23 protein-coding genes and 2 pseudogenes are annotated in these 25133 nt (G+C 57.3%); 13 read left to right on the top strand and 12 right to left on the bottom strand.

Annotated features, from left to right (window positions below; all coding sequences use genetic code 11):
• The first annotated feature begins 41 nt into the window (after nucleotides 1–41).
• Entirely contained in the window at nucleotides 42–968 is a 927-nt protein-coding gene (locus LCY71_RS17285; protein WP_225336175.1) for a hypothetical protein, read from the top strand.
• 31 nt (nucleotides 969–999) lie between these two features.
• On the opposite strand, the gene LCY71_RS17280 is transcribed toward LCY71_RS17285, so the two are convergent.
• Nucleotides 1000–3126: an ATP-binding protein gene (locus tag LCY71_RS17280; protein ID WP_225336174.1), complete on the bottom strand. Its 2127-nt coding sequence runs from the start codon at nucleotides 3124–3126 to the stop codon at nucleotides 1000–1002.
• Between the two features lie 99 nt (nucleotides 3127–3225).
• Between LCY71_RS17280 and LCY71_RS17275 the strand changes: the two genes are divergently transcribed.
• Nucleotides 3226–3618 (top strand): hypothetical protein, encoded by a 393-nt coding sequence (locus tag LCY71_RS17275; RefSeq protein ID WP_225336173.1) that lies wholly within the window; start codon nucleotides 3226–3228, stop codon nucleotides 3616–3618.
• 214 nt (nucleotides 3619–3832) lie between these two features.
• Here LCY71_RS17275 and LCY71_RS17270 read toward each other — a convergent pair whose 3' ends face one another.
• Nucleotides 3833–5152 (bottom strand): ApeA N-terminal domain 1-containing protein, encoded by a 1320-nt coding sequence (locus LCY71_RS17270; protein ID WP_225336172.1) that lies wholly within the window; start codon nucleotides 5150–5152, stop codon nucleotides 3833–3835.
• 120 nt (nucleotides 5153–5272) lie between these two features.
• Between LCY71_RS17270 and LCY71_RS17265 the strand changes: the two genes are divergently transcribed.
• The 7 genes from LCY71_RS17265 to LCY71_RS17240 all read left to right on the top strand — a co-directional run bounded on the left by LCY71_RS17265 (nucleotide 5273) and on the right by LCY71_RS17240 (nucleotide 9555).
• Nucleotides 5273–6193, top strand: coding sequence for a transcription initiation factor IIB (locus tag LCY71_RS17265; protein WP_225336171.1), 921 nt, complete (start codon nucleotides 5273–5275; stop codon nucleotides 6191–6193).
• Nucleotides 6194–6450: 257 nt separating this feature from the next.
• Nucleotides 6451–6978 carry a DUF7342 family protein gene (locus tag LCY71_RS17260; protein WP_225336170.1) on the top strand — a complete coding sequence of 176 codons (528 nt, stop codon included), beginning with the start codon at nucleotides 6451–6453 and terminating at the stop codon, nucleotides 6976–6978.
• The gene (locus LCY71_RS17255; protein ID WP_225336169.1) at nucleotides 6979–7428 is read left to right on the top strand and encodes a toxin-antitoxin system TumE family protein; all 450 of its coding nucleotides are present in this window, start codon (nucleotides 6979–6981) and stop codon (nucleotides 7426–7428) included.
• 60 nt (nucleotides 7429–7488) lie between these two features.
• A complete protein-coding gene (locus LCY71_RS17250) occupies nucleotides 7489–8373 on the top strand; it encodes a biosurfactant protein 1 (RefSeq protein ID WP_225336168.1) in 885 nt (294 codons plus the stop codon).
• A gap of 141 nt (nucleotides 8374–8514) precedes the next feature.
• A complete protein-coding gene (locus LCY71_RS21890; RefSeq protein WP_505706970.1) occupies nucleotides 8515–8700 on the top strand; it encodes a DUF8012 family protein in 186 nt (61 codons plus the stop codon).
• Nucleotides 8655–9035, top strand: coding sequence for a hypothetical protein (locus LCY71_RS17245; protein ID WP_225336167.1), 381 nt, complete (start codon nucleotides 8655–8657; stop codon nucleotides 9033–9035). The genes LCY71_RS21890 and LCY71_RS17245 overlap by 46 nt, the downstream gene beginning before the upstream one ends.
• An 82-nt stretch (nucleotides 9036–9117) precedes the next feature.
• Complete coding sequence (locus tag LCY71_RS17240; protein ID WP_225336166.1) at nucleotides 9118–9555, top strand: DUF8025 family protein; 438 nt, start codon at nucleotides 9118–9120, stop codon at nucleotides 9553–9555.
• A gap of 781 nt (nucleotides 9556–10336) precedes the next feature.
• Here LCY71_RS17240 and LCY71_RS17235 read toward each other — a convergent pair.
• Both LCY71_RS17235 and LCY71_RS17230 read right to left on the bottom strand, forming a co-directional pair.
• Nucleotides 10337–11266, bottom strand: a pseudogene (locus tag LCY71_RS17235) (complex I NDUFA9 subunit family protein); the annotation flags it as partial.
• A 103-nt stretch (nucleotides 11267–11369) separates the two neighbouring features.
• Nucleotides 11370–12164, bottom strand: coding sequence for a helix-turn-helix transcriptional regulator (locus LCY71_RS17230; protein WP_225336165.1), 795 nt, complete (start codon nucleotides 12162–12164; stop codon nucleotides 11370–11372).
• Between the two features lie 69 nt (nucleotides 12165–12233).
• On the opposite strand from LCY71_RS17230, the pseudogene LCY71_RS17225 reads away from it, so the two are divergent.
• Nucleotides 12234–13282, top strand: a pseudogene (locus LCY71_RS17225) (RNA-guided endonuclease InsQ/TnpB family protein).
• A 441-nt stretch (nucleotides 13283–13723) separates the two neighbouring features.
• Here the strand turns inward: LCY71_RS17225 and LCY71_RS17220 are convergent.
• Nucleotides 13724–15064 carry a hypothetical protein gene (locus LCY71_RS17220; RefSeq protein ID WP_225336164.1) on the bottom strand — a complete coding sequence of 447 codons (1341 nt, stop codon included), beginning with the start codon at nucleotides 15062–15064 and terminating at the stop codon, nucleotides 13724–13726.
• On the bottom strand, nucleotides 15061–15705 hold the full coding sequence (locus tag LCY71_RS17215) for a hypothetical protein (protein WP_225336163.1): 645 nt from the start codon (nucleotides 15703–15705) through the stop codon (nucleotides 15061–15063). Before LCY71_RS17215 ends, LCY71_RS17220 begins: the two co-directional genes overlap by 4 nt.
• A gap of 298 nt (nucleotides 15706–16003) precedes the next feature.
• On the opposite strand from LCY71_RS17215, the gene LCY71_RS17210 reads away from it, so the two are divergent.
• Complete coding sequence (locus tag LCY71_RS17210) at nucleotides 16004–16429, top strand: hypothetical protein (protein ID WP_225336162.1); 426 nt, start codon at nucleotides 16004–16006, stop codon at nucleotides 16427–16429.
• Between the two features lie 188 nt (nucleotides 16430–16617).
• The gene (locus LCY71_RS17205; protein ID WP_225336161.1) at nucleotides 16618–16917 is read left to right on the top strand and encodes a hypothetical protein; all 300 of its coding nucleotides are present in this window, start codon (nucleotides 16618–16620) and stop codon (nucleotides 16915–16917) included.
• A 653-nt stretch (nucleotides 16918–17570) separates the two neighbouring features.
• Here the strand turns inward: LCY71_RS17205 and LCY71_RS17200 are convergent.
• The 5 genes from LCY71_RS17200 to LCY71_RS17180 form a co-directional block, all read right to left on the bottom strand.
• Nucleotides 17571–17921 carry a DUF7344 domain-containing protein gene (locus tag LCY71_RS17200; RefSeq protein ID WP_225336160.1) on the bottom strand — a complete coding sequence of 117 codons (351 nt, stop codon included), beginning with the start codon at nucleotides 17919–17921 and terminating at the stop codon, nucleotides 17571–17573.
• 78 nt (nucleotides 17922–17999) lie between these two features.
• Nucleotides 18000–18662 (bottom strand): bacterio-opsin activator domain-containing protein, encoded by a 663-nt coding sequence (locus LCY71_RS17195; protein ID WP_225336159.1) that lies wholly within the window; start codon nucleotides 18660–18662, stop codon nucleotides 18000–18002.
• A gap of 110 nt (nucleotides 18663–18772) precedes the next feature.
• Entirely contained in the window at nucleotides 18773–19600 is an 828-nt protein-coding gene (locus tag LCY71_RS17190; RefSeq protein WP_225336158.1) for an IS5 family transposase, read from the bottom strand.
• A gap of 145 nt (nucleotides 19601–19745) precedes the next feature.
• The gene (locus LCY71_RS17185) at nucleotides 19746–19994 is read right to left on the bottom strand and encodes a hypothetical protein (protein ID WP_225336157.1); all 249 of its coding nucleotides are present in this window, start codon (nucleotides 19992–19994) and stop codon (nucleotides 19746–19748) included.
• Between the two features lie 146 nt (nucleotides 19995–20140).
• Nucleotides 20141–20740, bottom strand: coding sequence for a hypothetical protein (locus LCY71_RS17180; protein ID WP_225336156.1), 600 nt, complete (start codon nucleotides 20738–20740; stop codon nucleotides 20141–20143).
• A gap of 329 nt (nucleotides 20741–21069) precedes the next feature.
• Here LCY71_RS17180 and LCY71_RS17175 point away from each other — a divergent pair, with 329 nt between their 5' ends.
• Nucleotides 21070–22881, top strand: a complete 1812-nt coding sequence (locus tag LCY71_RS17175) for a transposase (protein ID WP_225336155.1) — start codon at nucleotides 21070–21072, stop codon at nucleotides 22879–22881.
• Nucleotides 22882–23266: 385 nt separating this feature from the next.
• Here LCY71_RS17175 and LCY71_RS17170 read toward each other — a convergent pair whose 3' ends face one another.
• The gene (locus LCY71_RS17170; protein WP_225336285.1) at nucleotides 23267–24322 is read right to left on the bottom strand and encodes an enolase-like domain-containing protein; all 1056 of its coding nucleotides are present in this window, start codon (nucleotides 24320–24322) and stop codon (nucleotides 23267–23269) included.
• Between the last annotated feature and the right edge of the window lie 811 nt (nucleotides 24323–25133).

Raw genomic sequence — 25133 nt, 5'->3', positions numbered from 1 at the left:
TGTCTATAATTTTTAAATTCTTCCGGGGCGACCACCCGTTAGTGGCAGAACCGAGCCCGGAACGAGTGGCTGATGTGCAGTCCAGACTCCAATCAGGACTGCGAGTACACGCACGGGGAGAGCGTCGCATTCAGTCAGTCAGGCTTGCCGATGAGCTGGCTTTGATCCACGATCAAATCACCGACACTCAGCTTCCGACCGCTGACGAGACCACAGACATCAGAGCGTTCTTCAGTGGTGTCGACAGAGATCTACAACGGACACGGAAGACCGTCGAAGTCTTAGAAGATAGCCTCCAAATCGGCCTGGGCCACAGCAAACTGGCCCGTATTGCGATGACGGGCGCACAGTTGAGTTCCGGAGTAGCACTGGTGATTGCCGGACACAATCTTTTGATAAGCGCAGACAAACTGGATCGTGCGCACACCTCTATCGGGTCGGTTCAGGATATCGCTGCAAAGCGGTTTCACGAATTCTACCGCGCCATCGGTTTGTTCGTTGCGGAAGCGATTCTGTTCACAACTCCCCTCAATTATCGGATGGCCTGGAAGGGAACGCGTTATCTAAACAATAGGTTCCTGTACTCGCTTCGTCATAGTGGGTTCTCTGGCTCAGTAGATGTGGCGTTGAAAGGCCTTCATCGTCTAATGCTCAGCGAGATTCATTACGCGATCCGGGGGATTCTGCCCGCAGCACTCCGAACCCCCGATGAGTTCGTAACATATCTAACCTCGATGGCAACGCAGACGCTCGCGATACTCCGCGAATTCTCGGATCTGGGCCTCGAAGACATTCCGGCCAAGGCAGAAGAAGTCGTCCACGAGTACCGGAGATTCGCCGAGAATACGTACGAGGTGGTGACTGCCGATGTTAATTTTGAATCGGTGATTCAGAATGTGATCTCACAAATCTCTAAAGATATCGATCTCTTCGCAATCTCATCTCCTTACAGGAATCCGGATCTGTAGTCTTTCCGCCGCAGGCAGCTAAGACCTTGATTTATTCCGTCAGCTGGCGGTCTCCATCGCTACTGGCGATCTCGTCCATCAAGTCAGGGAAGTCCATGTCGTAGACTTCGAACTCTTCGATCTCATAGATAGGATTATCGAGATCTTCTTCGTACTCCATACGGACCTCTGCGTAGTGCTGAGCAGCTTCTTCCAGTTCCCTTGTGGAATCCGCATTCGGGGCGAACATCCGGTAGACGTGGGCAGCGAACGAGTACCACGCAGCGACGAAGAATGGATTATCTGCTTGCTCCAGACTGTCACCGCACTCGTGGATGAACTCCAGTAGGCGGTCGGACTCTGAAATCATCGCAGTGAACGCCGAGTTCGCCAGCCCCATCATCTCGCTGTAGAGGTCTGACTGCATTCGAATGAGGGTATTCCGGGTCGCATCGTCTTGGTCAAACTGCCCGAAGAACTCCTCCATCTGGCCCTCGATCATCTCTTCCGCCTGCTCACCTGCTTCATATTCCTCAGCCAATTCTCGGCAGTTGTCAATGAACCCTTCAACAGCAACTCGATTCAGGCCATACCTCTCCAGTACATCGTAGGCTGCAGTCAGGTGTCCACCATCATGTTCACCCTCCTCAAGGTCTCGGTGGGCAGAGACATGTACACATAGGCGGAGCATGTCAGGGATAATCTGAGCCGTGTCTTGCTCCTCTTCATCGAAGAACGCGACGAAGTCGAAGTCCTCGACCCGCTGTAACGTGGACTCATAGATCTCCACAGACGAATCATCGAATTCGACATCGGTATTGGGTCGGACTGTGGCCCGCATCAAATCGAACAGCACTCCGACGAATTCTAATTTTAGCTCTTCCCCGTCATCTTCTGGTTCCAGACCACGGATCCATTCCGTATAGTCATCTAGCTCCAGAGCGAGCAGTGTAGCAGATTGGTCCTCAGGTGTAGGTGCATATGGAGCGTATCCGAACATAAACTGAAGGCGTTCGTGAGGCTCAAACTCCAACCGGTCGACTTCCTCACGAAATTGTTCGACCTCCGGGTCCCCGTTGTAAATCTCTTGCAGGTGGGCATTCCCAAGCAATCCGTACACGAATCCCTCCAGCATGGGTGCTTCACTTCCCTCAACCTCATCATAGAGCTTCTCTGCGTAGTATTGGAACGCTGCTCGGTGGAGCTTTTCTGGGTTCTCGAGTTGCTCGTAGAGGAATTCTTGGAATAGGTCGTGGACTTTGAACACTCTATCTCCGGTGTCTTCTGAGCGACCTAATTCCTGAACGACTGCCTTGGTGCTCAGAGAGTCAAGAGTGCGCCGGGCCTGTGTGCGACTCACGTCATCCAATACTGCCGAGCAGATGTCTTCGTCCAACTCAGCAAGTCCCGCAGTCTTCCGAATGAACTCCTCTTCAGCCTCCGACATCGAGTCAAGGTACGCTCTCTCGATGAAGTCCCGTGTGTCCTCTTTGGGAATCTCGAATGTACCGTCGTCACCTGCAGCCTCCCTGAGTAGACCGAGATAATAGGGATGGCCGTCCAACTTCTCGTAGACGCCGTCTATCGTTTCGTCGTCGACGTCTGGGTGCTCCTCTTGGAAATAGTTCGCAGTTTCCTCGCGTGAGAACGTTTCCAGATGGACGGTGTAGTCAACGTCATCAAATGAAAGGCGTCCTGCCGTGATGAGGTGGACATTCTCTCCGAGAGTGGAAGATAATTCACGGAGGAAGTCCCGCGTGACCTCCGGTTCGTCGAGCTTGTGTACGTCGTCGACGAAGAAAATGAGCCGTTTGTACTCGTTGACAGACTCCGAGAGACTGGCTAACTTTCGAAGATGCCGTGCGCGGTCGTCAGTGGATACCCCAGCACTCGCAGGACTGATTCCTACACTCATTCCAGTCGCTTTGTTAATCAGAGCACTGAGAGTTCCGACCGCGTCACGGGCTTCGATGAGGAGATCTTGCGAGAGTGTTGTAGGAGTGTTGCCTTCACGAACGTAGAGTACTCGGGTTCGGTACCACTCCGAAAGTTCTTCTTCCAATTCCTCCAAGAACGTACTCTTCCCGACGCCCGGTTGCCCCGAGATGTGAACAGACTGGACACCGTCATCCACAGCTTGAAGAACCGCGTAGAACTCGTCTTCGCGTATCCGAGGCATTTCTTAGAATTCTGTATTACTCTGATACGAAAGAACCTTCGGACACACCGACTCTTCTGCTCGTTAGGTTAATGGGTATAAAGGAAACATTCTGATCTAATGAATCGAGAGGAGTTCGTCGGAGATGTGGTCCGTCACACAAAGGGTGGCGTCGTCCACTGTCAAGGACACCCACAGATGGGGAAGGTCGATTACGGTCCCCACAACTGCCAAGAGAGTATGGAGGCCGGAGATGGTGTCATCATCTACTACGTGAAAGACCAGGAACGGGGTGATGAAGAGTGGTACCAGCGGTTCCGATTCTGTGCGAATTGCGATGATGCCCGCCGACTCCCAGAGGAAGGTCGGCAGGTCGGCAAGGAACAGGCAGTAGTCGAGGGGCTTCTGGAGCACTTTGAGGGAACTGTTGAGGGGAAATTCTACGATGACGCGGTTCGTCTCATCGACGCTGAAGTACTGGCATACAGTCCCGAATCAGAGGGTCAGCAGTAGTCCATTATCCCCTATATTTCAAAGGCATTCGATAGTCGTTGAGTCGTTTCTGAGACCCCGAAATCCGCTCTAAAGGGTGGAGCAATTCCCAACGCTAGTTCCGCACTACGTGTACGCTCGAGCTTTTGCCTCAACGGACATCATGGTAGACCCTCATGTGACGAAATGGAGTACGACTACGTGGTGCTGAGTAGTGGACATCATTCAGATGAGGCTACTGGTTCAGAATGTATTTCCGGTTCTCCGTCAGTTTCTCCTTGACGAACTCGTCACCAAGACCGACTGCGCTCAGGAAGATCGCCTCAATTACGACCTGAAGAAGTCGGGCAGTATCTCCCAGTTCGCTAACGTCGTATTCCCGTTCAAGTCCGTGAGCGATAGTGTGCCGACCGTTCTTCGCGTCTTGGATAACATCATCCATCTCGATGAGGTCTTCCAGAATTTCCTCGTACTCGTAAAACACCATTTCAAGTTGGTCACCGAGCGAACCCTTGTTCCCGATGCTCCCGAGCAGATCGTCTACCCGTCTTTTCGCCTCGGCATCGTCGGGAATCGTGTCCAGAATATCGTCGTGGAGTTCGGAATATTCGTCCTCATCCATCAGCCGGTGGTCAGGGAATAGGTAGCTCTGGTAGGACTCCAACGCGATGACGAGTGAGAGAAATTTGTTCTCCTCGAACATCGTCTTGTTGTACTGAGTGCCGAAGTACAGATTGTGAGTCATCTCTGCACCCTCTGCGTCCTCAAACCAATTCTGGATGGCCTCTTCAAAATCGATGTCCCGTAGGTTGAACTGGAGCTTGTGTGGATGTTTCTTGTTGGGAACCCCCGGAAGGTGCGAGACCTGATAGGAAATTTGAATGCGTTCGGTTTCGCCGTCATGCTCGAAGTATCCTTTCACATCGGTAGGATTCACAGGCTCCCCGATTGCGAGGCAGACGAAATGCTGTAGGTGACGAATGTAGTCATCAATGAACTCAGAAACGGTGAGTGGTTCGTCAGGTTCGATGCAGAAATACGCCTGTTGAGTGATGTCCATTCCCTCGTATCGATTCATCATTTGAGAGGGTGTGATATTGAGTCGGATATTCGCGTTCTCCAACTCAGCCTCTACCTCGTCGAATTCACCAATCTCTGCACCACTCATCTGACCTTCTGGGACGCCGATAATGTTAGTCGCGGTCCACATCTCTAAAAGCGGAAACGAAAGACACACCTTGTCTAATTCGAGGTCGCCGTCACTGAATTGGACTCCCGTGAAGACCTTCTGAACGCTCACCGACTGGCTCTGCATCGTTCCTGAAAGTCCACTCTGATTGACGTAGCAGTCCTGTAGGGTGACGATCTTTCCGTCGGTCGTGTGTCCCTTAATCAGGTCGTACTCACCAAATGTGCCGCTCCCGAAGTCTCCGAATGAGCCGATTAGTTCCAAATTTCCTCCTTCATCGGGGTCAAACTCCAGAATGCCTGCAACCCGATTCTCTTCGTCTTCGTCAGCAAGCCACCATTCCCCACGATATTCCAGTTCTTCCATAGAACAATATCCGAAGGCCTGTTGATTAGCGTTGGGTCGTTCCGTTTGATAGCGTTTATTGACCCTTAAAAGGGCGAGGGGCGCGCCGAACTGGCGAGTTCCCGAAACACGGTGAGAACGATGGCAACCAGAGACATCTACGAAACGACTTTCGATGAGGACATCCAGACAGAATCGAACGCAAACCAATGTCCCGAGTGCAGTGGCCTGGTCACTACCAACTCGGTCGAAACCATCTGTGAGGACTGTGGACTCGTTATTGACGAACAACGAATCGACCACGGTCCGGAATGGAGAGCTCACGATCAGGACCAGCGAAAGCGGACGGGCGCTCCACTGACTGCGGCACGGCATGACCGAGGGCTGTCGACGGAAATTGGTCGCGGGAAAGATGCGAACGGGAACGAACTCTCTGGACGAAAGCGCCAGCGGCTATCCCGAATGCGGCGTGAACAGACTCGTGGTCGGTTCCAGTCGAAAGCCGAGCGAAATCTCGCACACGGCCTGGGTGAAGTTCGAAGAATCGCGAGCGCCCTCGAGCTCTCAGGTTCGGTCCGTGATCAGGCGTGTCAACTGTTCCGGAGCGCTCAAACCGAAGATCTGCTTCGAGGCCGATCAATCGAGGCGATAGCGGCAGCAAGCATCTACGGAGCCTGTCGCTGTAACGGTCACTCGCGGTTACTCGACGACGTCGTCGACGCAGCACGCGTCGAGCAATCGAGAGTCGCGAATGCGTACAAGACGCTGAATACAGAACTCGGACTACCGACCCAGCCTGTTCGACCGAGCGAATTCATCCCCCGTCTCGCGTCAGAGCTTAGCATTTCAGACGCCACCCGGCGTCGAGCAGTGGCACTCTCGAAGCACCATCAAGAAACTGCTATTTCAAACGGGTGTCGTCCGAGTGGCGTCGCGGCGGCCTGCATATACAAAGCTGCACAGGAACACGGAAGACCACTCACACAGCAGAGAGTTGCGGATGCTGCAGGGATGTCAGCTGTAACAGTTCGTGCCAGGAGAGACGAACTCAACGCGGCGTGAGCCGGTTTTTAAGGACATCAGCTTCATACGCTGAGAGATGAGTTACTCAACCATGACGCTCACAGAGACGGTCGATTATCTTGCCGAGGAGTTAGATCTGGAGCGGAGTGAACACGTCCGGCAGATCGGAAAGGCAGTCGCAAGACTACGCGATTGACCAAGTCTGGTCCTGCCCTCCCAGTAAACCAGCACAGCACCCTTTTGCACATATTTGGAGAATCCAAAGATATATTGAGAGTGGCCGCCTACAGATAGGTATGACCGAGTTCGACCCGGCCCCCACGCCCGACGATACGCAGCGCCGGTGGCAGACGGGGACAGACACGTTTGGTCGTGTCTACGACGTCGTCCTCGGCGTTACCGCTCCGACTGCCTACACCGAGATCGCTGAGCTTGCGGACTGCTCTCCGAATGCCGCGAAAAAGCACCTCGACCGCTTGACGGAGATGGGCATCGCCCGAGCCGAGAGAGACAGCCGTCCAGCAACATACGAACGTAACGAGGGGTATCTCGAATGGCAGGACGCCAGTCGAATCGCAACCGAGCTCTCTATCGAAGCGATCATCGACCGCGTGGAGGCGCTCGAAGCCCAGCGAACGGAATACGAAGCGCAGTTCGAGACGACAGACCCAACGGCTGTCAACGTGTTTGATCACGATAGTCACGAAACCATCCACGAGCGGATGACCGCAGTCAGCGAGTGGCAGGGCGTGATTCGAGATATCCGGCTATACGAACTTGCTCGCCAGCTCTCCCAGAATGATGGGCATCTGCTTCCGGCCTAAATGAGTCAGCCACCGGAGGATCCGGCCCCACACTCGACGGGCCCGCCGGATCGACAGACGCTGCGCCTGCTGGAGCGACACCTCTCGTCGGATTCACTCGTCGCCGAGACTGCGTTCGATCCGGATTCATACGAACCTCGACTGCTTCGTGGACTGCTCGACGCTGGACGATATCCTGACACAGTAACAGCGGCCCGTCTCGACATCCGATGGTTCACGACTGGCGATTTCTCAGTCCACTACGTCGAAGAGCACGAGGACGGGGACCGCTGGGAGTGTCGCTGGGACCGGCACCCGAACGCGCACAACACCCGGTTGCACTTCCACAAGCCACCGACTGCCGCCGAAATTACCGACCTCGAACTCCCGTCGCTCCATCCACTCGAAGTATACTCCACCGTCCTCACGGCAATAGAGCAACGCATAGAGACACTGTGGTCGTCACAGTGATTTCGTGATGAAGGGGAGCATGAGTTCAAGTACGATAACGAGGGAAGCCATCCACAAGAGATGACGGACCACTACTCTGGTTTTGAGGAACTACGACCACTTGGCGAAGCGAACCACGTTCCCGACGACGGGCTTTCTGGACGGGGGAACACTGAACGAGCAGAACGAAAGCGAAAGGAAGGGCTCAGATCGTATCCTGATCGAGTGAGATCGGCGCGGAGCGAGTGTTCCTCGTGCGGTGCGTCGATTCCTGGGAACCGTACCAAGTGTCGGTTCTGCCTCTCAAATCATCTCGATGGAACCAGCGACAGTAGTCGTCCTCCGGATACTGAGTGGACACTACTCCACGTCGTACATCTGCTCGTCGAGGCGTCGACGTTCTACGCGGCCGTGGCGAAAGGTGCTGCTGCGGCCACGCTCCTCGCGAAGACCGATAGGGATCCAGCGGTCGACGACTGCCAGCTGATCTACGACCTCGATGCAAGGCCCGCCACACAGCTGACCGACAAGTGGCCCTCGCTCCCCGAAGCAGTTCGAGTCACCTCTGAAAGCGGCGAACAGCTACTCACAGCCGCTCGTGAGCGGACTGGACAGGCAGAGTCGACGCAGTCGCGGTATGAAGGGGCACACACGACGTTCCTCTACGACGAGAGAGGGAACGACGTTCGTGACGAAGATCGGGTTACAGAGCTACTTGAGAGCGCCGATGACGACGTCTGGCTGGTGCCGTCGATTGCACTCCAGCGTTCCGTCGACGACAACCAGTCCGAGAATCGCCAACCCAGTGTTCCCTCGAAAACACAGCTTGAATGTCGCAAGTGCGGTCGAATGACTAAACACCAGTTTCAGGAGTTCGAGTCTCTCCCAGATGACGAGTGGTCGGGCCAGCCGATGTGGGAGTGTCAGGTGTGTCAGTCGCCTCGTCACGGACCAACTCCTCAGTAGGGTACTCGGTTGAACAAGGGCTTAACCAACGTGGGCTGTCGGAACGAAATTTGTTGGTTAAGCCTATTGAAGGGCTTCAGCGGGAGACATCAGCGTACCTGCTTCGTTCTTCTGCGCCCGACGTTGACGGAGGCGTACATCATGGACCCACGAGATACACCAGGATACCGGCTGCATCGCGCGTTCAGTAACCTCAACAGCATCGATTCAGCTTCTCTTCCAGTCGGTTTTGTCGCCCCCAAAGGGGTGCGGGGGCAGGAACATGCCCTCGGGTACAAACAATGGCAACGCTCCAAGCAGCGACGACATCGACCGGCGCAGTCGTAACCGATGCACAGTCAGTACGCCAGCTCTGCGAAGCACATTGCTTCGGGGCCCTGAATTGGGAGGTGGACGAAGAAGGAGAGCTCGTCATATGGGGATACGACACCTTCGAGATCTACGAAACTCGTGAGGATGGGCTTCCTGACTACGAAGGTGGTCTCGTCACTCACGAGTTCCTCCGAAAGCTGACCAACTATCTCGAACCCGGTGAGGAATTCGACATCCAGACCGCGGGGTACACGAAGTGTCGGTTCCCGGTTCTGGCGAAGCGATACGTGGTTCGCGACGGCGAGGTCCTCTACGCGGACCTCAGCACCCTCAAAACGAGAGGTGAGTAGCCGAAAATCAATCTTCCCGCGAGATGCGAAGGTCCTGTTTTTCGAGGGCTGAATGACTGAGCCCTCAGGGCTTCGTGATTTAATGTCTGAACAACCATCGAACGATCCGTTTGAGGAGTGTGAGCTGAGCCCAGACGCGATTCTTGGCACTCACACCTTCGAAGACGTACTATTCACAGACGAGACGGAAACACCCGTGAAAGTGTTGACCGGTGAGACGCCAGCACATTCGCAAGCAAGCGTCGACGAAGCTCGAGCTTTCGCCGCCGGAATCGACAGTGACACGCCGCACATCGCACTCCCGGCATCAGTCGAAGCGCAAATCGAAACAGCAAGCAAACCGTACACAGCTGCTGTCTTCTTCCACTTCAAGGCGACCGGGTCGCTCAAGCGACATCATGCGTACCACGCCGCCTACAAGTCGGATACGTTCTCGGTTGAGTTCGAGGCCGATTACGAGAGCGGGGACCTAACGATCACCGTCGAGGAGGATTATCAGCCAGAACGGAACACCACTTAGACAGAGCTGTCACTACGAGCTATTTTTGTGATAGGGCGTGGCCCACCCCCAGTATTGGTACCGTCTAAGGGATGTCCACATCCTGAGAAAGGGCCACCGAGGGCAATCAGTTCCACACTACCGCCGAGCGAACCGGCGATCTAGAACAATGACGGTGGCCCCTAGGCCGGCGACACCAACGCCGAGCCCGAGGATGTAGAGGCGCTGGCCGGTCGCGGGTTCGGACGTCCGGATGCAGTCGGGCGTGGGACTCGGCCCAGTAGTATTCGCTGAAGACGACGACGTACATTCGACGGACGTGATCTGCGGAGAGACGGCGAGACCCTGTACGACGAGCAGAAAACCGATGAGCAGACAGCCAGCGGCGACGGTGTAGCGAAGCGTCATCGATGGGTGAGGTAGACAGCGATTCGACCGCATGCGAGTGAGTCAATGGAACTCATCGGACGTTGGAAGGGCTTGCGTCAGCAGGGAGCGATCCGAACCTGCGCTTCAGGGCCCGACCGAAGGCAACAGTGATGACTGAGAACAGGTAGTAGGTGACCAGTAGGCCAGCGTCCCACAAGAAGGGTGACTCACCAACGACGCCTTCGAGCGTGTAGACGACAGCTTCGAGGCCGATGACGCCGTCGTAGAACACCATGTTCACCAGATACGACGGGATGAACAATAGGACAAGCCCCGGAATCGAATAAATGTCGACAACTGTGGGGAGGAACCACGCTACTGAAAGGAACGTGAACAGACCGATCGTCTCCGCGCCGACGAGGACCGATCCGGAATCGGTCCCCGACCCCCCGCCGTCGCCGTCAGCGAGGTAGTCATCGAACGTCCGGAGGTCTGCCGGATCAACACCGAACGCACGCACGTCGTTCGCATTGGGGTCGCCACCGCCGACACTGTTGTCGAACTGGAGCGACCGATACTGATCAGGCCCCATGGGGAAACCCGGAATAATCTGGCCAACGGTGAGGCCAAGCTTCGCCAGTGGCATTGGAATCGGGAGCACTCGGAGCGAGGTGCCCTCAGCAGCGTGTATCCGGCGAGCCACGTCGGCAAGGGTCAGCACCTCGGGACCGCCGAGTTCAAATGTCTCGCCCCCACGACCCTCATCGTCGACACAGTCGGCGAGTATTGGGGCCAAGTCGCCAACCCAGATAGGTTGGAACCGGGTGTTCCCACCGCCGGGGAGACCGGTGACGTACGGCGTCGTTAGCAAGCGGGTGAAGTCGACGAACTCCCCGCCATCGCCGAAGACGACGGAGGGGCGAACAATGACCCAGTCGAGGGCTGAGTCACGGACGACCCTCTCGGCCCGACCCTTCGCCTGGATATAGTGAGTATCGCCATCGGCATCGGCGCCGAGGGCGCTCATCTGGACGAATCGGGAGACACCTGCCGTCTCGGCAGCGTCGATAAGGGCTTCAGTTCCACGGAGGTGAACCGTCTCGTGCATTTCGTTCCCGTCGAGAGGGGTAAACAATGGCGAGAGTGCGACGAGGTTGATAACGGCATCGTGTCCGGTGAGAGCATCCCGAACGCTATCAGCGTCGGCGCTCGTCAGGTCGAGAGCGATACGACCGACTCCCGTGGGCACGTCTGCGTCAGTGGACGAGCGCGCGAGGACGGACACATCGTGGCCGCGGGCGATCAATTCCCGGACGAGGGCGGTACCGACGAAACCGGTACCACCAGCGACGAGGACCTTCATACTCGATAGAACGTGGTGTCGGGACTTTACGTCATCTCTGGGCGGATGTGACAGGGGGTGTCACCTCAGACATAACAAACCACTCTCAATTGTGGGAGCCGCCTTACTTCGAACCGAGATTAAAGGGAAAGCCGCCCGACGGTTTGACCTTTACCGAGCTCTCGCGGTAGCGTTCGAAGAGGTCCTCGGCCCACGCGAGAAAATCGAGGTCGTCTGAAGTGAGACAGGCTTCCAGATGTCCCTCCTCGTCGTAGGCCGCGAACAACAGGCGATCCTCGCTAATGGTCAGGCCGAACGGAACTGGATCGGGATGGGCGTACAGGTCGAGGACGCCCACGCGGAGGACGGACTCGAACTCCATGGGATTGAGTTCGCGGGCCTTCTCGGCAGTCGCCTCCGAGAGCACCAGGGCAGTGTGGACCCCTCGCATCGCCAGTGAGGCATGGGCTTCGTGGAAGATACGCGAGAGGACGGGCGAACACATTCGAACGGTGTCGCCCTCAAACCGCTTGAGGCGGTCGACGTAGGCCTGGACCGGTGCCTGTGGATTTTCCGGTGAGGCGACGGCAAGGTCGGCGTCCTCGAGCATCGAGAGCGGCGGGGCGTGATCGCTGTCGAGATGGCGTAATAACGGAGCGAAACGGTCGATGCGCTCTAGTCGGTCAAGATAGTCAGCATGAGTCCTCGCGATGAAGTCTCCCGTGGTGGTGAGGCAGTAGCCCCCGTCAACGCGTTCGACCCAGCCACGCTCGACGAAGGCGGCAAGGTTGCGCTGGATGCTTCGACGTGCGCAGTCGAGGTCGTCTGCGAGGGTTGCGGGGCGGGCGGTCCTCTTACGGAGAATCAAGGAGAAAGCCCCGCCCTTCAGGGCGGGGATGAATCCGACAGTCGATGACACAAACCACAGACGATAGCATGGCCTGATATCCCATTGAATATTTCAAATAGTGTACTTGATTACATTGTAATGGTCACGGTGACTGTCACCGCGAAGTTCCACAATCCATCCCTCTCACGGAGGAAAGAGTGGCAACACGCCTCTCGCCTCTACCGTAACACCAAGCAGTTCTGTATCGATGGATGGGAGAACGGTGACTTCGGCAAATCCGTGACCACGTCCAGCATTGACAATGACCTCTACTCGGCCATTCAGAACCAGGCCATTCGAGAAGCAAAATCCGACCACACCAAGGACGGAGAGGTTCACTACCGAGAGAGTCAGCCGTTCGCCGTCAACAACCAGAACTGGGAGATCGACACGACCGAGAACGGCACGGTCGTCATCGGCTTCCCGTGCGTCTCCCAGTGGTGGTATACTCCGATAGAGGTGTACGACGATATTGCTGACCCTGTAGACCGACTGGTTGAGAGAGACGCTAAAAAACGCGCCTTCAAGTGTACCGTCGCGGAGACGATTAGTACTGCACATTCAATATCGAATACGACGCCGATACATCGGGTGAAACGCCCATCGGTGTCGATATTGGTGAACGCCACATCCTCGCTGTGACGGCCTACGGCGAAGACGAGTTGATGCTGGTGTCGGGGGGTGAGGCGAAGTACGTTCGACGCAAATATCGTTCCCTACGCGATTCGCTTTCGGAAGCGGGTGCGCTTCGCGCACGCAACCGTGTGGGTGACAAAGAACAACGTCGAATCAAATACCTGAATCACAAACTCTCCCGTCGTCTCATCACGTTCGTGGAACTGTTCGAGAATCCCGTGATTCGGATGGAAGACCTCGAAGGTATCCGCGAGAACAGTTCGTGGTCGGGTGTCCATTCGTGGCATTTCCACCAACTCCAACAGTTCATCACGTACAAGGCCGAACGTGCGGGTATTCGTGTCGAGAAGGTCGATGCGTCTCATACCAGCCAGCGGTGTTCGGCGTGTGGTTCGATGGGCAATCGCGATGGCGACCACTTTTCGTGTTCGGGGTGCGGTCGTGGACGCCACGCCGACCTGAACGCTTCGGAGAACATTGCACAACGGGAGGGTGAACCATGCACGGGCTAACGCTTCGGGCGAGTCGAACCGTGCTACCTCGCGGGCTGAATAACCCGCCGTCGTTGACGAGACGCTCCGCGTCTCGTTCGCACACCAGAAGTCTTCGACTTCTGAGGACGCCTGCTGTATGCAGGGAGGAAGGCCTCATTGACAGGGCTGTACGCGCTGGAAAGCACACCGTTAGTCACAACTCGGTGGCGACCGTTGACGTTCCACGCGAAAGCGTACTTGAGATCCGAGGAAACGCGCAACCTGAATATCCCCTTCGGGGAATCCTCGCCCTTTAGGGCGGGGAGGATGTCCAGGAGAAGGCGGTTTGCATCAGAGGTTCGTCGAGGGGGTGACCGGGACTACGCTCTCGTTTTGCGGTCGTGTGATCGTCCTCGACGTCTATCGACGGCTAGCTTCTACAAAGGCACCGCCGACGAGAGTCTGGGGAGTAGTCTCGTGTCAGCGCGAAGCCTCAGAGAGCGATTCGTCGAGATACCGAACGACCGGCGGAACCGAGCGGGCGAAGTACCGAGCGGACGCGTAGGTGCCCGCGGCCCTGTGAATTTCGTGCTCGCCGACGCGGTGCTCGGCGAGGTGATGTGTCACGTCCTGCAGTAGATCGAACGCCGGCATCGCGACCTGCAGGCTCACCGTCTGTGGTTCAGTGGTCAACGCTCCATCCAGGGCCCGCTGTGCCTCCCCGGCGAGCGTCTGGACCTCCGAGGACGACTCGACCTGTCCATGGTCGCCGTCTCGGATCGCCGCGACGACGTCTTCGAGTGCGACGACGGCCGCGAGCGAGATTCCACCGTCGACCACGGTGGTCGCGTACCTCTCCTGCTGCCGTGCCTCGCGGTGTCGCCGATAGTGAGCGAGGTTCTGCACTCGCCTGTAGAGTGTCTCTGCGACCGTCCCGTCGAGGTTTCGGTCGTGCGGCCACTCTGGCCTCCCGATCGCGTCGAGGTACTGTCTCAGTCCCTTCCGGTGGATCGTGAAGTCGGTCGTCCGGTGGACCTCCCTCGCGACGGCAGTGAACGCCCGCCTGTAGGAGTGCGGATCGTCGAGGCCGTTTACGTAGCGATCGCGCATCGCGACGGCGTCTTCGAGGGCAGCACGGGCTGTCTCTACATCGCCGGCGATACGCCCGACGCGCTCGACGTCGTCTGCAGGACGTTCGGGGAACTTTGGCCACAGATCGAGGTAGTTCCGACACTGGTCGATCAGTCGCTCGATCCGGTAGTGAACGGCGAGTGCCCTCGCCGGATCCTCGCCCCGGTACTCCCACTCGCTCAGGAAGTCGTACAGGTCGGTCCGGATTTCGCCGCGCCGCTCGTCGACGGTCGCCTCGGAGACGTCCGACGTCGCTGCACGGTACGCACCGCGAACTTCGGCTGCTTCGCCACGCAGGTACCGCCAGTGACCCAGTCGGTCGAGTGGGAGCTGGAAGGGCTCCGCGGTCGATCCTCTCTCCAAGTCCTCCGCGACGTTCGCCCGATTCCGTGCGAGCCGTGCGGCAATCAGTCCGTTCGGAACGGCAGGTTCCTCGGGAACCTCCTCCAGGAGCTCTCGCGCCCGCCGACGGTGTCGGTCCAGAGCGCCCTCCGGGACAGTGACGGTGACGCCTGTCGGTGGTTCCGGGAGGTCCTGTTCGGCGAGCGTCCGGAGCGGTCCCTGTTCGTAGGACCGTTCGTCGTCGTCGGAGCCGAACGGGAGGGCCGAACAGCCGGCGATGCTGGCGAGGCTCGCACTGCAGACGGTCAGCAGGGAGCGACGCGACAGGCCGTCGGTGTCGTCGATCACGAAGAGTCACCCCTCGACCCGTCGTCGGTCGCCGAGTCGTTGTAGGCCTCCGGATCGAACGGGGTCGGTCGCGTGCGGCAGGAACTCCCGCTGCTCGCCCCGTAGCCGTTGAAATCGTCGCCCGGAAACGGAAGTCGGATGGCGAACGCGACGACGTCTCGCCGCTCTTTCGAGCACTCGACGTCGGCGGGTCGTACGTCCGAACAGGTGTCGACGTGGACCGAGTCGGATTCTCGTCTGACGCCCTGTAGTACGAGGTCGCGGCACTCCGCGACGTCGCGCTGCAAGAGGAACACGGACTCGGTTTCGAGGTCGGTTCCTGTCGTGAACTCGCGTAAAGCTGTCGACTCCGCGATGTCGCTGGTGAAGGCGACGTCCTCTAGCGTCTTCTCGTCGGTGACGTGAAGGTACTGTCTCGCCTGATGGGCACGTCGCCTCGCTTCGTCCGTTACGTCCGTCCGGCGGATCAGGATCTCGCCGTCGGTGTTACGGACCTTCTCTACGTCGTAGCCGGTGACCGGTTCACCCTCCGGAGGTGCATCGCGGGTCGACGCGCGTTGCTCGCCGTTACATCCGGCGAGCGTGAGCGTCAGTGCACTCGCGGCTGCGTGGAGGGTGCGCCGCCGGGACCAACCGGGCATGACGTCCGGCACTACTCCGCCGCTACTTGAAACGTTTGCGAGACGTCGGGACTCCGGGCTGTGATCGTCTCCGGATCGCCCGGACGTGACTTGCTTCAGTGTCAGAACCGATAGACTGCAGACGGGTAGGCGGCGGAAACCTGGAGTCGTATGGCCGAGTGCGAACACGGGACGCCCAGACCGTCGGTACGTCATGAATCTGCCCCCCGACGACGCCGCAGGTGAGAATTTCCGAGTGAGTCGCGGCGAAGTGGCCCGTCCGGTAGATACTTCACCCCCGTATGGAGAGACATCACCCGTGTACCGCCGCGCCCTCCTTGCCTCGTTGTTCTCCGCTTTCGCGGGATGTTCACTCGCACCGAGCGGTCCCTCGACGGGCCAGTATCCGACCAGCGGCCCGAACATCTTCGTCTCGTTCGACTGGAACCCCGACCGCAGGGAACTCACCGTCACGTTCGACAGGGGGAACCGCGTCACCGCCGCGAACACGAGTCGCCTGGCCGTCGTCACACCCGACGCCGAGTCGACAGAGACGGTGTGGGTCGCCGACGACACCGCCGCGGAGTCAGTCGCGGAGTTCCCGCTCACGCCGGGCGCGACGGTGACCCACGAAATTCCCGAACCCGCGATGACTCGTCTGGTCTGGGTGGCGCCCGATCGAGTCCGGTCGATGGCGATCGACGTCTGGCGTCCCGAGACCGATACGTCGGGGGCCGACGGATGAACCGCCGTCAATTTCTCGCCGGCGTCGGGACGGCCACCGGTGCGGTCGCGGGATACGGGGGTCTCCGAATCGCAGACGTCCGGCCGTACGATCCGGCGCCACCGACGGGCGACTCCCCGCGTGAGCGCATCGTTGCGGCGGCGCGTCACCGATACGCCATGGACCACCGGGCAGTCACGACGACGCGAGTGCTCGACGACTGGACCGGTGACGCGCCGTACGACTTGGACGTTCGCCGCCAGTGGCACGAACACTCCCGGCGACGGCACCTCCACACTCTAACGACGTTCGATGCGCCGCTGACTCGCAGTGAGAGCGTCACAGACGTGGCGGGCAGAGAGTTCGTCACTCCCCACCAACTCCTGTGGGCGCTACTCCACTACAACCGAGTGTACAACGACAGGTACGACCTCCCGCTGACCAACGTGCTCTACGTCACCGACGGGACCATGCTGTACGATCACGACTCTCCGATACGGCTTTGTTGAAACCCTCAGCCGGTGAGAGGTTGCAGTAGGCAATCTGAGAGACTGATGCTCGACATAGCGTTTTCTCTCCCAAATATTAGAAAATCGGGGCCGTGTTTAGACGCTGTAGAATATGGTTCGGACAGTACCGAGAACGTATGTTGAAAACAACTGTGAGTAACCTCAAGCTTGTCTCTACCATCGGTCAGTACAGACTAATCACAAATCATCGCCTGACTCGGAGACCCGCTCAACAGGTGTTTCACACGACGAGCAGGTCTGTTTCTCGACAGCGATATACACCGAGTTACAGCTGTGGCACTTATACAGAGAGGGCGTTGGTGTCTCGGATGCTTCTTGTTCGGGAGTACTCGCCGCCGGTTCTGCTGTCGGCGCGACTGAGCGCACCCACGTGAGGACCGATTTCATACTCGGTTCTCGTCGGGCTTCAGATCTTGGTGTTCAATCCAGTCACATTCGAGAAAATCAGTCGCACAGAGTTCACAGAGTCCAATCCGTACAGACGTTCGTGTGTCGTCTCGTCCACGGATTTGAAGACTGCACTCCGTCGCCGGCCGGGGTTCGCTGTTACAGGTCGCACACATCATTATCTTGTTAGTTCGATATGCGGAAACGGAGGTAGATAGAACCGCTACTGTACACTCCCAACTCCATCAGATGGCCTCTTCCCTGAGAGTGAGGAACGCGGACACCCACTCAGGCAGAGGGGGCTCTCGATATCTGACCGTGTGACTCTGGCGGTCGTACTCGACCAGTCCGACATCGTCCAGTTTCGGAAGCGTGACGTGCGTGAGTCTGATTGCAACCTGCTCTCGGTCGTCGGCTGTCTCCGTCATGTCGTGCAGGTGGTCTACAAGCGCATCGCGCGAGACGACCTGCTCTCCCGATATCTGGAAGAATTCGACCACCCGCCGCGCTTGCTCGTTCAACAGGGCTGATACCACGACATCAAAGCTATCTGGGGCCCGGTCTGCGTCAGGCTCGCTGGTGGCGTCGCTGGACATTGGCTGTATCAATAGTATCCGTCCACCGGAGATGAGCACTCTGTTTGACTGGTCGCTGTGTTTAAGACAGAGCGATTGTCACGTGAAATCCTCGGCCGAGGATAGCAGGGTCTTGCGGAGGACTGTTTCGTTGCCCCGACGGATGCGTTTCGACACCGCTTGCCGGGAGATCCCGAGCTCGTCGGCGATGTCGTCGAGACTCGTCTCGCTCGGGCTTGCGAAGTAGCCCCAGTTGAGCGCCAGCACGAGCGCCTCTCGCTGGCCGGTCGTGAGCCCGAGCGGGTGGCCAGTGGCGGTCGGCTCGGACAGTGTGTACGTCCGGTCGATGTGGATGGGGATGTCCTCTTTGATGATGGCGTTGTGGAACGTCGAGAGTTTGTCGTGGTCGGGAAACCGAACCCGAAACTCCCACACGCCGTCCCCACTTGCTTCGAGAACGACAGCGTCGGCGTCTGCGAGGGCTGCCAGTATGTCCGCTGGCCGGGTGGCCCACTCGATGCGGTACAGCGTGCTTCCCTCGACGTGGTCGAGTGCATGGATGGTCTTGATACTCGGCTGTTCCCGCACCGACGCTTCGAACGCGTCAGTGTCCACGCCGGTCACCCATAGAAACGGCATCAGATTGCTCTGCGTGGGGATGACGCGTTCGAGTTCGATATGCCCGTGTGGAGGCGGACGAGCTAACACCCGCCCGAGTTCGAAGGCATCAGTCTCGATTGTGAACTCCAGGATAACGCTCATTCCCATCCGTACGTGTTCAAGCGGGATACGTGCCCGGGACATTGGCCGGACAACCGACATCGCCGCTCCAACAGCTCGTCGTTAGGACTTTTTGGTTCAGCTCGTCTCGGTCAGTCTCCAAGAAACCGCTCTATGTTGTACACAATGCATTTGATGACGAGCTCGCGGAACTGTTTCCACCAGATACGCGACCGGACGAATGCGCCGTATTTCTGTTTGATCGCCGCGTTGACTGTCTCGTTCATATTCCGTTGATGGTAGAGGTCTGTGTCCAGTCGTGCGTTCCACGCCTTGTGGAGTGGTGTGAACTCACGGTGTTTGATGAGTGGTCGAACGTCGTGCTCACGGGCGAGCTGGCGGATCGTCTGGTCGTCATATCCCTTGTCACCGGTCAGGACTGCGATGGACGCTGCGTTCCGTTTCACCACCTGTGGCGCAATCTGTGTATCGTGTTTCCGTGTCGTAGTTACGTGGATATCGAGCACGGTGTTGGTCGCCGTATCGACCAGCAGCGTTGTCTTCAACTGCTGGATGGTGAGGTTCGTTCGCTTCGTGTAGTGAGTTGAGGCATGCGCCCGCTCAAATCCGGACGCATCGATGCCGGCGACACCGTTCATCGGCACGTCCGAGAGCGAGGCGTTTAAGAGAACGCGCCAGACTGCCATCTCCAAACGGTCGAAGGCTTTGCAGAGTGTCGATGGCGCGGGGATCGCATCAAGGTCGAGGGCGTCGCGGATGCGGGGCATTTCGATGAGTTCGTCAACGAGGTCGCGGTACGTGGTTGTCTTCTTCACTTTGAGACAGAGCAGGACAACGTGTTGTCGGAGCGTGAACCGCTTCCGCGAATAGCGACTTGAAAACCGTGGCACGGCACGACGAGCCAATACCATAGCTCGTTCAACGAATCGAAGAAGCCGTGATTTAGGGAGCGCATCCATCTTTCCTCCAGCTATTAGTCTGTCGTGTTAGTTAGCAAGGGTTTCAACAAGGCCAATTTCTATCATCTGCTGAGGGTTTCAACAGAGCCACGATTTCTTCACTTACTGTTCGAGGGGTAACACCCGTTCAGTACAAAGGGACGGTCTATCGACCGTTGCTTTGCCCTTCACGATACCCGATCGCTCCGGCTACTGCCGTCGTTTTGAGTATTCTAACGCACCCCACAATAGTCCGAACTAGAAGGATTCCGCCACCAACAAAAATCAAAAGCCTCGAAAGCCCGATTCCCCCAAGAGATAGGGCTTCAGGAGTGATTACCCCGAGAAGGAACAGGGACAAACCGATCCAGAACGCTTCATTCCGCTGGGAGAGGGCTGTGAGCGTTTCCGCCATACTATTCAACTATTTGTCCTGAGGGCATATCCTTTCTGATGAACGACTCCTCCCTCGGTAACTGAACACTCAATTCGCACACCTACTTACCGATTCAGCTGTTCCCGTTTCCAGGCATTCATCTGAACAAGAAATCGCGCTAGCAACTACTCTTCTTGGTCGTCTTCCTCGGAAGCGTCACCCCAGGTTTCCATAGGTTCGCGGGGATCTGTCTCCTCATCCAGCACATCCACTTTCCAGTCGCCTCTGATGTCCGCATTAAACAGATCCTCATGCTCTTCCTCTGCTTCCGTGACCAACTGTTCCGTGTCGATCTCGGGTTGTTCAGAACCGGTTCGAACCCAGTAGTCCCGCTGCGGGTACTTCATGTGCAGATCTTCTGCCTCGATGATACCCTGCACATCTTCCGTCGCATTCTGTAGCTCGGATTTCGCGGTGATATACGCACGCTGCAGGTCGTCGAGTCCCTGGCTTCGCAGCAGTGATTGAATCGCCTTCCCTCGTTCCGTCAGTTGATACCTGTCGGATCGAGGATGGTCACTCCCATATCTCGTGGTTTCTGTGATTAAATCCGCATCAATCGCGTTGTCAAGCAAGGTTTTCAACGGCTTCCCGCTTAGATCCACCTTCTCCTCGATTTCGGCCTTGATGTTCCCGTCGTCTCTGTCGATTCGGGTGATGAGACCGATTGCGTGCCAGTCGTCAAAGACGTCAGCCACTGGAAGTTCTTCGTTGGGATTGCTCATGGTGGGTGGTCCAGAAGTCCCCAAGACGGACTCTCCGCTTTGGGGAATCCCTGTTATCCGGAGTTTCCCGAGTGGGGAGTTTCCGGCTTCTCTCGAAGGATTCAGAAGCGTTCTTTATAAACGGTTTCCCGTAATTTCCGTAAAGCGGAGTTTCCGTTTGGCGGAAACTCCGCCTTGGAACTTCTCCGCTATCTTGCGGTTCCGCACCGCGGAAAATCGGCCAACTATGGTGAAATATCGTCTCTCAGCGGCTTTTCGGAAACAACACGCGCGAGAATAACTCGGTGCCGAGCCAGTTCTCGCGTATCCAGAACGCCGGCTGATTGATCATGTCATCTCAACCCTCAACCCTGCCGAAGCACGAGATTGCCGTCTCCATTAAGGAGCAGGTTGAAGGGCTCGCTTGTCTCCACGATAACAGTACTCGGATTATTGCGGATCTCGATATTGGGGACCACTGGTTCAGTGGATACGAGCACTCCGAAATGGCCCGGTTCAACTACGAAGGGATGGTCAAGACCTTCCTCTATATGCACACCAAGAGGTTCACCGAAGCTAAAACAGCACGCCGAATGAAGGGCGCGGCGTTCATTTATGTCCAGTTCGACTTCGACCATCCACCAACGAAGCAAGACATCAATTACAACAAGAAAAACCGGTTCACGCGAAAGGAGCAGCAGCTGTTGAAAAGCTTGGGTGCGTTGATCCACCACATCTGTGCGGACCACGACAACGTCCGGATAGACACCACGGTTGAGCCCGCACTGGAGCCTGAAGACATCGAAGGCACAGATATCAAAGAAGAGCAGATAATGGACGCTGTTGAGAGAGCGTCAAACCTCGGATTCTCCGGGTTCTCTGCTGACCGAGCGAGTAACGCGAAGTACGTGTTGGACGCCTATCTTGAACGGCAGGCGTTCCTGAACATGGGGAACGCCTCTGCAACCACGCCGAAGCGTCGGTTCGAACGGGTGAGTGATCGAGAAGAGGTACCGCACGGGTCATCGCATAACCGAACGATGAAGAAAATCGCAGACCCGGACTCGCAACTCACTTTCGATGAGTTCGTAGACGGCGGCCGAATCCCCGACTGGCAACGAATCCGTGACGAAACGCTCGATGCATTCCACACCGGTGTGGAACGTATCTTGGACGAGATCCAGTCAGACGAACACAAGGAGGCCGGGTTTCGAGAACCGGTCAACGCCGCACTGGATATTGTGACGTGGAACTTCTGGCCGTCACCATTCAAGAAGCGAGCAGACGCCGATCCTGGTGAGCAGCCAGTCACGTACACAACCAGTTCCGGGCATACCCGGACAAAGTACCTCAAAAACGACTACCCAGTGATGGCGTCCGGGTTCAAAGAGAGTCACGAACGCGGGTACAAGTTCGCCACGCTCACGATCGTCGCCGAGAACACACCGATTGTTCTGGCGATTGAACCCGTCCGTGACGCCCGCGCGTGGGGAGACACAGAGGATGACTTCCGAACATCGCGTGCAGACATCGTGGATCGGCTCTTAGAACAGGCACAGCGGCACGTGGACATTAACAAGGTGTTCGCCGACCGTGAATTCGATACTCACGAAGTCCGGCACGTGATCGACCAGCGTGACCTGTACTACGTCATCGGGAAGAAGAAGCAATCTGATGAGGATAAGCAGAACATCGAAGAAGTCGAAGAAGATCCAGTGATTGATGTGCAGGTCGAGTACGCCTCGCTCACCGTTGATGGGGCCACACACGACCTGAGCATCATATACACCCCTAAGGACGCAGCCATCGAGAACGAGGAAGACGACAACGGTGATGACGGGGATGAGTACACGATCTTCACGACCAACTACCGGGTTGGCCCTGACAGAGCGAAGGGAATCACGGCGCAGTACCGTGACAGGTGGATGATAGAAAACCAATACAAATCCATCCGCAAATACCTCCTGCCATCGTCAGCATCGAAGGATTGCCGCGTACGGTTCCTGTACTTCACCATCGGCGTAATGATGCACAACGTGTGGCGGCTAACGAACTTCCTGCTCCGCGATGAAGTCGATGTGGACCTAGGTGAGAAACCCCCGCTGCGAGCCGGGGAGATTATCGAGCTGGTGGCGTTCTGCCTGTTCGATCCTGGCGACTGACGGCAGCTCATACCCCGTGTTCGTGTGAACTCGTTAGCGCCGGCACTCTCATTTTCACCGTGATTTCCGGTTTGGAAACAGTGTAATTCCGAATCAACACGGTACGATCTCGGCAGTCACCGGTATCCAGTTTGGATAGGTTCTTTCAACTTCAAGAAGCATCGAAAACACCGGTTCCATTTGTCAATCACGCCAAACAGTCAACCTCTGAAGTTGAGACTACAGCGGGTTTAGCGGGCCTACGATGCGTGGTTTCGGCTGGATCGACGAGCGGAATCTGCTTCAGAATGCCCTCTTAACCTCCGTGACCCCGGCCCTGTTGAAACTCTCGCTGAGAATCACAACGAGTGAGGAGCGCAGGATACTCCCCGCGAAAGGGCGTCGTCTAGTCGAGGGTTTTCCACTCCAGTCCGTCCGGGTCTGCAGGAGGCTCGAGAGGACTCTCGATCAGCTCTGCCCGAACCTCCGGTTCATTGTATGCGCGCGGCGCTACGTCGTTTGGGCCGTCGGGGTAGAACAGCGACGCGAGCAACTGTATGTGTCCGCGGCCGACACAGAGTTCGAACTGACCGCCGCCGTACATACTGATTCCCTGATCGTCACAGTACTCGATCGTCTCGAACAGCGATTGAACCGTTCCGAACCGCGACGGCTTGATGTTACACCAGTTTGGCTCGAAGGGGCGGTCGCGAAGGTCGGCGACCCCTTGGATCGGCGCGTCCCAGGAGAGGCGGTCCGTGTTCGCTGCGAGTAGATTCTGGACGTCGTCGGAGATGGCCGGGTCCTCCACGAGCGCATCGGGGAACGTCTCGAAAACTCGTTGATAGCGGTCGAAATCCGGAGGCTGTCTCCCAACGAACCCCTCGGCCTGCCCATTCAGGTCGAGGACGCGAACCGCGTCAGTCTCTGCAAGCGTCGCGAACGTCTCTTCACTCCACGCAGCAGTCGGACCGAGTTTGAACTCGCAGGTGGGGTTGACCGCGAGCGTGTCCTCGACTCGCGTCGGATTCCCGTCCGGCAACCGGGTGCTGGCGACGAATCGGACTGGCGACCGTTCTCGACCGAGCAGCGACGCGAGGGTGGTCTCGTTTTGTTTGAGCGCTAGATCGAGCGCGGCGCTCTCCAGTGCCCACCGCCGATAGTTCCGGGATATCTGCCGCTCAGGCGGTTTCGTCGGAAAGAGGTCGATATCCTCGAGCGTCCGGGAGAACTCGTCCAGTGTGTATTCACCCGTGAGATCGAACACCGATGGCTCGGGTAACACCTCGTGATCGACGGTATCGTAGGTGACGTCTTCCCCGGCACCGAACTCGTCTCCGGCCAGCAGGACGAGCGTCGACGTAACGCGGGTGAAATCGCCGGCCATCTCTCGGCGACGACTGGTCCGGTCAGTGGTCTCGATCGTCAGTGTCAGGTCTGAAACGCGATCGTAGAGTGTCATCGTAGTTCTCGGCGACCGGGACTGATTGCGGTAGGCAGAGCGTCTGTGCCAGCCTCGATACCGGGACTGAGAACCGACACTCGACGGCACGTCCGATGATTCAGGTTTCTGTGTTCCATCGTGTATAGTATAGTGCTTTCTACGCATATCTGTTGGGATGCGATTTGCTCCCAGTTCGGGTCAGTGCTCTGCTCTCTGGCTACCGTGTAGAGACAGTTGTGTAGAATGTCTTCACAACCTCTGCGGACCAGCGATCAAACATCCCGCTATAGTCACTCTCTCTCTCTCTCTCTAATCCGTGATGTGGTCGTGAGATGCGCGCTACGTGTTTACAAGGTAGTCCAGGAACTATGACTAATTGAGAATCTCGACGAGGTCTGTAGATCACAACGGCAGCATCGCTTCTGTACAGCGACGTACCCAGATTCCAAGACGATGCCAGCCGGACGAACACTGATTTTACGAGCGGTACGAGGCGAATACCACGGGACCTGACCCCGTGTATGAAGCCGACACGTAGTAGACCAAATCATTAAGTCGAAATATTTCGAACAAGAAAGTGTGACGGCGCTCATCGCGGCTGGCTCGGTGTCCGAAAACAAGGGCACTCAGACGCCTCTCCGACGCCACCAGGTAGGTCTGGGAGAGGCCGAATCCGCGCCTGCGGAGACTGCGCTCCCTGTGGATCCCCCCGTGGAATCTGCAAAGCGTGCCGTGGAAACAGGAAGCCTCGGGGTCGCCGGAGGACGAAGTCTTCCGGGATGACGAGAGACCAGAGGTCTCTCGAACCGCTTGACCCCGAGGCACTTCG

It is taken from the genome of Halomicrobium urmianum, assembly GCF_020217425.1.
GTDB lineage: Archaea > Halobacteriota > Halobacteria > Halobacteriales > Haloarculaceae > Halomicrobium > Halomicrobium urmianum.
This window is presented reverse-complemented; position numbering and strand designations above follow the sequence as displayed.

What these genes read in the sequence shown, in the direction of transcription:
- LCY71_RS17280 (WP_225336174.1), bottom strand. Translation starts at nt 3,126, where the DNA reads ATGCCTCGGATACGCGAAGACGAGTTCTACGCGGTTCTTCAAGCTGTG.
- LCY71_RS17275 (WP_225336173.1), top strand. Translation starts at nt 3,226, where the DNA reads ATGAATCGAGAGGAGTTCGTCGGAGATGTGGTCCGTCACACAAAGGGT.
- LCY71_RS17270 (WP_225336172.1), bottom strand. Translation starts at nt 5,152, where the DNA reads ATGGAAGAACTGGAATATCGTGGGGAATGGTGGCTTGCTGACGAAGAC.
- LCY71_RS17265 (WP_225336171.1), top strand. Translation starts at nt 5,273, where the DNA reads ATGGCAACCAGAGACATCTACGAAACGACTTTCGATGAGGACATCCAG.
- LCY71_RS17260 (WP_225336170.1), top strand. Translation starts at nt 6,451, where the DNA reads ATGACCGAGTTCGACCCGGCCCCCACGCCCGACGATACGCAGCGCCGG.
- LCY71_RS17255 (WP_225336169.1), top strand. Translation starts at nt 6,979, where the DNA reads ATGAGTCAGCCACCGGAGGATCCGGCCCCACACTCGACGGGCCCGCCG.
- LCY71_RS17250 (WP_225336168.1), top strand. Translation starts at nt 7,489, where the DNA reads ATGACGGACCACTACTCTGGTTTTGAGGAACTACGACCACTTGGCGAA.
- LCY71_RS21890 (WP_505706970.1), top strand. Translation starts at nt 8,515, where the DNA reads ATGGACCCACGAGATACACCAGGATACCGGCTGCATCGCGCGTTCAGT.
- LCY71_RS17245 (WP_225336167.1), top strand. Translation starts at nt 8,655, where the DNA reads ATGGCAACGCTCCAAGCAGCGACGACATCGACCGGCGCAGTCGTAACC.
- LCY71_RS17240 (WP_225336166.1), top strand. Translation starts at nt 9,118, where the DNA reads ATGTCTGAACAACCATCGAACGATCCGTTTGAGGAGTGTGAGCTGAGC.
- LCY71_RS17215 (WP_225336163.1), bottom strand. Translation starts at nt 15,705, where the DNA reads ATGCCCGGTTGGTCCCGGCGGCGCACCCTCCACGCAGCCGCGAGTGCA.
- LCY71_RS17200 (WP_225336160.1), bottom strand. Translation starts at nt 17,921, where the DNA reads ATGTCCAGCGACGCCACCAGCGAGCCTGACGCAGACCGGGCCCCAGAT.
- LCY71_RS17195 (WP_225336159.1), bottom strand. Translation starts at nt 18,662, where the DNA reads ATGAGCGTTATCCTGGAGTTCACAATCGAGACTGATGCCTTCGAACTC.
- LCY71_RS17190 (WP_225336158.1), bottom strand. Translation starts at nt 19,600, where the DNA reads ATGGATGCGCTCCCTAAATCACGGCTTCTTCGATTCGTTGAACGAGCT.
- LCY71_RS17185 (WP_225336157.1), bottom strand. Translation starts at nt 19,994, where the DNA reads ATGGCGGAAACGCTCACAGCCCTCTCCCAGCGGAATGAAGCGTTCTGG.
- LCY71_RS17180 (WP_225336156.1), bottom strand. Translation starts at nt 20,740, where the DNA reads ATGAGCAATCCCAACGAAGAACTTCCAGTGGCTGACGTCTTTGACGAC.
- LCY71_RS17175 (WP_225336155.1), top strand. Translation starts at nt 21,070, where the DNA reads ATGTCATCTCAACCCTCAACCCTGCCGAAGCACGAGATTGCCGTCTCC.
- LCY71_RS17170 (WP_225336285.1), bottom strand. Translation starts at nt 24,322, where the DNA reads ATGACACTCTACGATCGCGTTTCAGACCTGACACTGACGATCGAGACC.